This is a genomic window from Belliella filtrata, assembly GCF_022549775.1.
GTDB lineage: Bacteria > Bacteroidota > Bacteroidia > Cytophagales > Cyclobacteriaceae > Belliella > Belliella filtrata.
This window is the reverse complement of record NZ_JAKZGP010000111.1, coordinates 1-7339: the sequence shown is the minus strand read 5'-3', so window position 1 is coordinate 7339 and position 7339 is coordinate 1. Positions and strand designations below refer to the sequence as shown.

General features: G+C 36.8%; 6 protein-coding genes. 2 read left to right on the top strand and 4 right to left on the bottom strand.

The annotated features are described in order from the left end of the window. Nucleotides 1–226 precede the first annotated feature (226 nt). Nucleotides 227–1360 (top strand): DEAD/DEAH box helicase, encoded by a 1134-nt coding sequence (locus MM239_RS20425; RefSeq protein WP_241350182.1) that lies wholly within the window; start codon nucleotides 227–229, stop codon nucleotides 1358–1360. A gap of 339 nt (nucleotides 1361–1699) precedes the next feature. On the opposite strand, the gene MM239_RS20420 is transcribed toward MM239_RS20425, so the two are convergent. The 4 genes from MM239_RS20420 to rimO form a co-directional block, all read right to left on the bottom strand. Then, nucleotides 1700–2695 carry an adenosine kinase gene (locus MM239_RS20420; RefSeq protein WP_241350181.1) on the bottom strand — a complete coding sequence of 332 codons (996 nt, stop codon included), beginning with the start codon at nucleotides 2693–2695 and terminating at the stop codon, nucleotides 1700–1702. Nucleotides 2696–2756: 61 nt separating this feature from the next. After that, on the bottom strand, nucleotides 2757–3923 hold the full coding sequence (locus MM239_RS20415; protein WP_241350180.1) for a hypothetical protein: 1167 nt from the start codon (nucleotides 3921–3923) through the stop codon (nucleotides 2757–2759). A 295-nt stretch (nucleotides 3924–4218) separates the two neighbouring features. Continuing rightward, nucleotides 4219–5088, bottom strand: a complete 870-nt coding sequence (locus MM239_RS20410; protein ID WP_241350179.1) for a glycerophosphodiester phosphodiesterase family protein — start codon at nucleotides 5086–5088, stop codon at nucleotides 4219–4221. 133 nt (nucleotides 5089–5221) lie between these two features. Next, complete coding sequence (rimO, locus tag MM239_RS20405; RefSeq protein WP_241350178.1) at nucleotides 5222–6535, bottom strand: 30S ribosomal protein S12 methylthiotransferase RimO; 1314 nt, start codon at nucleotides 6533–6535, stop codon at nucleotides 5222–5224. Between the two features lie 373 nt (nucleotides 6536–6908). Here rimO and MM239_RS20400 point away from each other — a divergent pair, with 373 nt between their 5' ends. After that, a complete protein-coding gene (locus tag MM239_RS20400) occupies nucleotides 6909–7160 on the top strand; it encodes a hypothetical protein (RefSeq protein WP_241350177.1) in 252 nt (83 codons plus the stop codon). Nucleotides 7161–7339 lie beyond the last annotated feature (179 nt).

The window sequence follows — 7339 nt, the reverse complement described above, 5'->3', positions numbered from 1 at the left end:
CATCCTTTTCTTTCAAGCTTTTTCCCCCGTTTGGGATTGCAAAGGTGCAACTTATTTTCTCCATTACAATGAATTGTTTGAAAAAAACTGAAGAAATATTATAAGTACTCTGAAAACCAGGATGAAATATTTTATACTAATTTCTAACCATAAGTCTCAAAGGTAAAAACACATTTTGATGCACTTAAAAACGCTTATCTTTGTGCATTCAAATTAAATAAAAAATATGGATTTCTCTCAATTAGGACTCTCAAATGATATCCTTACATCAATAACTAACGCAAATTATGAAAAGCCTTACCCAATCCAAATAAAGGCTATACCAGTAATTTTAAAGAAACAAGATGTATTAGGTATTGCTCAAACAGGTTCTGGTAAAACAGCCACTTATGTACTACCTATACTTGAGTCTATCCTAAAAACCCCCATTAGCAATAATAGAAACATAGCACATCTCATTATAGTACCTACTCGTGAGCTAGCAATGCAAGTAGAAGAAGTGATCAGATCTTTTGGGAATTCCCTACCGCGAAAAATCAAAAGTGCAGCTGTATTTGGCGGAGTATCCATAAACCCACAAATGATCAAGCTCAACGGGACGGACATATTAGTAGCTACTCCTGGTAGGTTACTGGATCTCCTTGCTAAAAATGCAATAAGTCTTCATGAACTCAAAACACTTGTTCTTGATGAAGCAGATAAAGTATTGAACTTAGGCTTCAAGGCAGAAGTCGATGAAATTCTATCTAGACTCCCCGCCAAAAGACAAAACATCCTGTTTTCCGCCACCATGGAGCCAAATGTGGAAGTTTTAGTCGATAAACTCTTAAACAACCCTAAAAAAATTGAAATTGATACTATTGAGCTTACTCCAGAGCTTATTCATCAAACAGCATACTTGATAGACCATGATAAAAAGGGGCCTCTTTTAAGACATTTGATATTAGAGAATAACTGGGAGCAAGTACTTGTATTTACTGCTTCAAAGCGTAGTGCAGACAATCTAGCCACAAAATTAAACAAGCATGGCATTCAAGCTGCTGCATTTCATGGTGATAAAAGCCAAGGAGGAAGAACAGAAGCCCTCAAGCAATTCAAAGGTGGGAAAATAAAAGTCTTGGTTGCTACAGACCTAGCAGGAAGAGGAATTGACATTAAACTACTTCCATATGTAGTCAATTATGAACTGCCTCGCTCCCCAAAAGACTATATACATAGAATTGGAAGAACAGGCAGAGCTGAGGCTGAAGGACATGCTATATCCCTAATTACAGAAGAGGACAAAGCTCATTGGAAAGTTATTCAAAAGAAAATGAAACGGTGGGTTGAATTAATAGATGCTAAAAACCTAGCGTTTTAACGAAAGCAACTATTCAAAAAGCATTAATATGGCTAAAAATCTCTTCTTCAATTATTCTTATTTTAATCAACCCTGTCGATACCAAACCATCAATTTGGAAGTATCTTTAAAGACAACAGCTACAAGTTTCCCCAGGATATTTTAAAGTATTAACAGCTAATCAATATTTGATCCAACAACTGTGAACAGCTTATTAGTAGGAAACTTGCTCAGTTTCCCGAATTGATGTATTCTATTTTACTAACTGAAGATTAAACTTATTACTATAAAAAGCCCTCAACAAGCGTTTACAACTCTATTGAGGGCTTTCATAAAGATTAGCTTCTTTAAAAAATGAATTTAGGGATTTAATTTTGCCAAAATCTCTTTGGCCTCATGCCACTTTAGCCTTGGTCCAAACTGACTTACGATTTTAGAACTTGCCATAGAAGCCAATTTACCACTCGCTGCAAAGCTTTGGCCGTTTGTAATTCCATACATAAAAGCTCCAGCAAACATATCGCCCGCACCATTGCTATCCACTGCTGTAGTCTTATAAGGTTCAATATCGATAAAAGTATCTCCATCGAAGATCATAGCGCCATTTTTACCTTGGGTAATTACAAAACGCTTGGCTACCTTTTTCAATTCTTCTCTAGCTTCTAACAAATCATCCTTACCTGTGTAAAGTAATGCCTCCTCTTCATTGGCAAATAGCATATCTACACTATGACCAATTACCTCATCAAAGGCAGGTTTAAAATACTTGACCATGGCAGGGTCTGAAAATGTCATCGCAACTTTGACATTATTGTCTTCTGCGAGTTTTTTCGCATGCTTCATCGCAGCCTTCCCATTTTCAGATGTTACCAAATACCCTTCTATGTAAAGGTATTTTGAGTCTTTGATCGCTGACTCATTGACATCACTTACCGAATAGGATTGTGTGATACCCAAGAATGTATTCATCGTCCTCTCTGCATCATCTGTCACCATTACCAGGCATTTACCAGTGATACCTTCTTCAAGCTTTTCTGGATTTAAATTATGATCCACACCAGACTCTTTCATATCATCGACAAAGAATTTTCCCAATTCATCATTGGCTACTTTGCAAGAATAGTAGGACTTACCTCCAAATTGACTTACAGCAATTACTGTGTTTGCAGCAGAACCGCCACATTGCTTTTTCGCTTCATTGGTATTGATCACCTCCATAAGTACATTTTGACGCTCCTCATCCACTAAAGTCATCAGCCCCTTCTCTACGCCATGGTCAATAAAAAACTGATCTTTTACTTTAAACTCAATATCCACCAAGGCATTTCCTATGCCTGTAACATCATATTTTTTCATTTTAAACTTATTTTCTATTTACAGAGCTTCTATGCTCCCTTCTTTTTCTTAATTTATACTTTTATTCAAAAATAGGGTGTCTTTCAAATGGCTTGTCTCTATCGAACAAATACCTATAAGTATGGTGAGTTTTATAAATTTCTGCATTCAATTGTTCACAGACCCTCATCATTTTTGGATTAAAGTCACCAATCCAGTTCATCTCTATAGTTTTGTAAGGAAACGAATCGTGTCTAGCAAACTTTTCATTGTAAGCCATAATCATGGCACTTTCTACTCCCTTTCCTTGAAAAGCTGGTACTACCCCAAACACCAATCCAAGCATTTTGTTAGGTGGATTGAAAATCTTATGGTATAAAAATTTCAATTTCCCCAAAAGATCCAGTTTTCCATTCACATATTTAAACAATTGATTGATTTCAGGAATATTGATAAAAAAAGAAATAGGCTCTCCTTTGAAAAAACCAAAATAAATCAGCCGACCATCCATGATTGGTTTCATCTTGGAAAACATTAATTGGGTTTCTCTTATGGTCAAACTTTTTCCCATATGTCGAGCCCAAGCTTTATTATATACGTTCATGAAGTATTCAGGAGCTTTTTCAGACAGCTCTTTACCTTGCATGTGGCGAAAATCAAAATCAGGATCCCCTATTACCTTATTGGCTCTTTCGACCATTTTTTTATCAAACCCCACACCTTGGACTGGTCGCATATAGGTATACTGTTTGAAATAAATTTGAAACCCATAGGACTCAAAGAAACTTTTATAGTAATCAAAATTCCAAGGCATATTGTAGTTGGGTGGCGAAAAACCCTTAACTAACAAACCCCACCACTTATCCCTCTCCCCAAAATTCACCGGACCATCCATAGCTTCCATTCCTTGAGAATCAAGCCATGCTTTCCCTGTATCAAAAAGAAGAAATGCTGCTTTTTGATCATCTATACATTCAAAAAAACCAAGCCCCCCAGTAGGCTGCTTTTCTTTCCACTTGGGATGTATAAATGCAGCAATTCTACCAATAGTTTGGCCTTTTTCATCCAAAAGCAGCCATCGTTTTGCCTTCCCTCCTTGCTTGAAGAGCTTGTTTGATGCTGGATCAAAAACCCCTTCAATATCCTTATCAAGAGGCCTAATCCAATTTTTCTCATTGCGGTACAGCCTTGCAGCCATTTCTAGAAACTCTACTTTTTGACTTGGACTGCTTACCTCAATTATTTTCATACTCAAATTTAGATTAAGAGAGGCCAAAAATAAGCATATATTCGGAAACTACGAATTTTGCTCCCTCCGATCAAAACAAACATGCTTTTCAGGAATAATGACTGATGCGAGCAAATCACTTTGGATTTCTATCATAAGCGACGATGTATCAAAAAAACACTAAAAAAATATCCAAAGAACCACTTGGCCTACCTAACTATGCAATTCACAGCTATGTAGACCAAGTGACTATTTGTTTAAAACACTAATAATCTGCTAATAGCTACATTATTAAATTCTAATTCGTAACCAAGCTTCACCTTTGTGGAGCCAAATTTGGATAATCGGTAATGATACCGTCAACACCCATATCTAGCAATGATTGCATATCTGAGGTGGAATTCACAGTCCATGGAATGACCTTCAACCCTTTACCATGCAAGGTGTTCACTATCTCCTTTGTCAAGCCATTGTAATGTGGGGAATAGATTTGAGGCTGAAAACCAAGCTCAACAAGCTGCGCTTCAAATTTGGTTGGGCCTGGTACAAGCACAGCCAAAACAACATCTGGGTAGGTTTCATGGTAATACCTCAAAATCCTAAAATCAAAAGATTGAACATTGATCCTATCCCAAGAAATATATTTGTCAATCACTTGAAAGACCAAATCAGAAAACTCTTTGACACCAGGATGATAAGTGTCGTCACCTTCAGGAGAGCTTTTGATCTCTATATTATACTTTGGCTTTGGAAGATCATGATCATTCACATATTTTTCAACTACCTCAAAAAGATCAGCTAGCCTAGGCTTTGTTGTATGAAATTTCACCTGATTTGGAAAATCTTTATGAACCTTCGTCCCAACATCGTATCTACTTACTTCTGCATATGACAGCTTATAAATGTTATGGCTTTTATCCCCAGCTGTGATTTCTTCACCACTGGGAGTCAAACAAATCACTGGATTCATGTAAGGCTCATGAGTAACGATCACTTCTCCATCCTTGGTAATAGCCAAATCCAACTCTAGTGTATTGACACCTAGATCAAGGGCCTTGATCATAGCTGGAATAGTATTCTCTGGCATGAGCCCTCTAGCTCCTCTGTGGCCTTGAAGATCATATGCTTGTTGTCCAAAAGTGTTCATTGGAGCTGTTATCAGTATTAATAATATAAGCTTTTTCATTACTTTTTTCTGCAAGTTATGTATATCTCAAAAATAAAAAATCCACTACAACATGATGCTATTGTAATGGATTTTGACTCAAATTAACAATTTCTTAAAGAATAAATCATTTAGGAAAACTTATCAGTTACTTTCAAGAAACAACATCACCATAGAGATCAAACTCTGTGGCTTCATTGATCTTGACTTCAACAAAATCACCAACCCGACAATAATGCTTCGAGGCATCGATCAAAACTTCATTATCAACTTCAACAGAATCAAATTCAGTCCTTCCAACAAAATGTCCTCCTTCTTTTTTATCGACAAGTACCTTGAACGTTTTTCCAATTTTCTCCTGATTCAGATCAAAAGAAATCTGCTCTTGAATGGACATCAGGTGATTTGCTCTAGCTTCTTTTTCTTCCTGCGGGACGATGTCTTCCATAGTGCCTGCATGAGTATTCTCTTCATGGGAATAAGTAAACACTCCCAATCTTTCAAATTTCATTCTTTCTACGAAGTCTACCATCTCTTGAAACTCTGCCTCACCTTCTCCAGGGTGACCAGCAATCAAAGTAGTCCTGATTGCAATATCGGGCATGATATCTCTAATTGAATGAATTAGTTCCTCTTGCTTTTCACGAGTGGTCCCTCTTCTCATCGTCTTCAATACTGAAGTAGATCCATGCTGTAAAGGAATATCCAAATAATTACAAATATTCGAACGCTCTTTCATCACTTCAATGACATCCATTGGAAAACCTGTAGGGTATGCATAATGTAGCCTAATCCAATCAATCCCTTTTACATCTGAAAGGGCACCCATCAAATCTGCCAATCTTCGCTTTTTATACAAATCCAATCCATAATATGTAGAATCTTGAGCAATTAATAGCAATTCTTTAGTGCCATTGGCTGCTTTGTGTTCCGCTTCTTTGACGAGGTCTTCTATAGATCTGGAAATGTGTCCTCCACGCATCAGCGGGATTGCGCAAAAAGAGCACGGTCTATCGCAACCTTCTGATATCTTCATGTATGCGTAGTGAGATGCATGCGTCAGTAGCCGCTCACCTACAAGTTCATGCTTATAATCTGCCTTGAATTTCTTCAAGATTGCTGGCAAATCTCTTGTCCCAAAAAATGCATCCACTTGGGGGATCTCCTTTTCTAAATCATCCTTATACCTTTGAGATAAGCATCCCGTCACATATACTTTATCAACTACACCTTGTTCTTTGGCATCTACGTACTGCAAAATGGTATCTATAGATTCTTGCTTTGCATTATCTATAAACCCGCAGGTATTGATGATGACTATATTATTGTCTTTGCTATTGGACTCATGAGTAGCGTCTATGCCATTTCCTTTGAGCTGGGTCAATAGTACTTCAGAGTCTACCAAATTTTTGGAACATCCCATGGTAATGATATTGACCTTATCCTTTTTTAGAGTTCTCGCTTTCACTTATTACTTTCTTTGAGGCAAAGGTAAGGAAAAACATCAAAACAAACCGAAACACTTGATGACTCATATTCTACAACTCGATGGAGACCTTACATTATCATAACATTAATCCCAGACTTTTTTTTAACGTTTAATTTAAAACATCCTTAATGTCCTATTCTACACAGATGAGTGAAAAGTAACTAATTTTGAACCCGTACAGCAAACGAACATTTTTTCAACTCCTTGCATTATTTTTGGGCGTCGATGTGAATCGGCGCTTTTGCTTTTTAACTGAATCCATACTATCACAATTCAAAAGTTATTTTTTTATCTCTTCAAAATAGCAATAGCCCTATTATAGCCTTATCTTCGAAAGCTAAAAATCACAACGATGTTTGACGGACCAGACTACCCAAAATCACTGCATGAAGACGTATTCGAAGAATGGCTGGAAAAAGGAAGAGAAAGCAAAATTCCTTTTGCTTACCTTTTGATCATCTGGGATGAGATTGACAGTAAATACAGCCCATATTATACAGAGCAAAAAAGCGAAATATATAAGTATGCTCGATATGGTCAAGACCCAGATCATCAATTACTCGTGGCAGCATACGATTTGTATTCTGAGAGTAGGGTATTATGATATCTCTTTGGTGAATAGAGTGCATTAAAAAACCCTGATTTGAGAATATATTCAGCAATTCCGAGCATAAATTTTCAAGTTGATTGTTAGGTTGTTACAACTATGCTTAAGAATTAATCTTCGGGCTATTCAAAAGGAACGTAAAAAATCCTATATAACTGAACCTGAGTTACATGCAT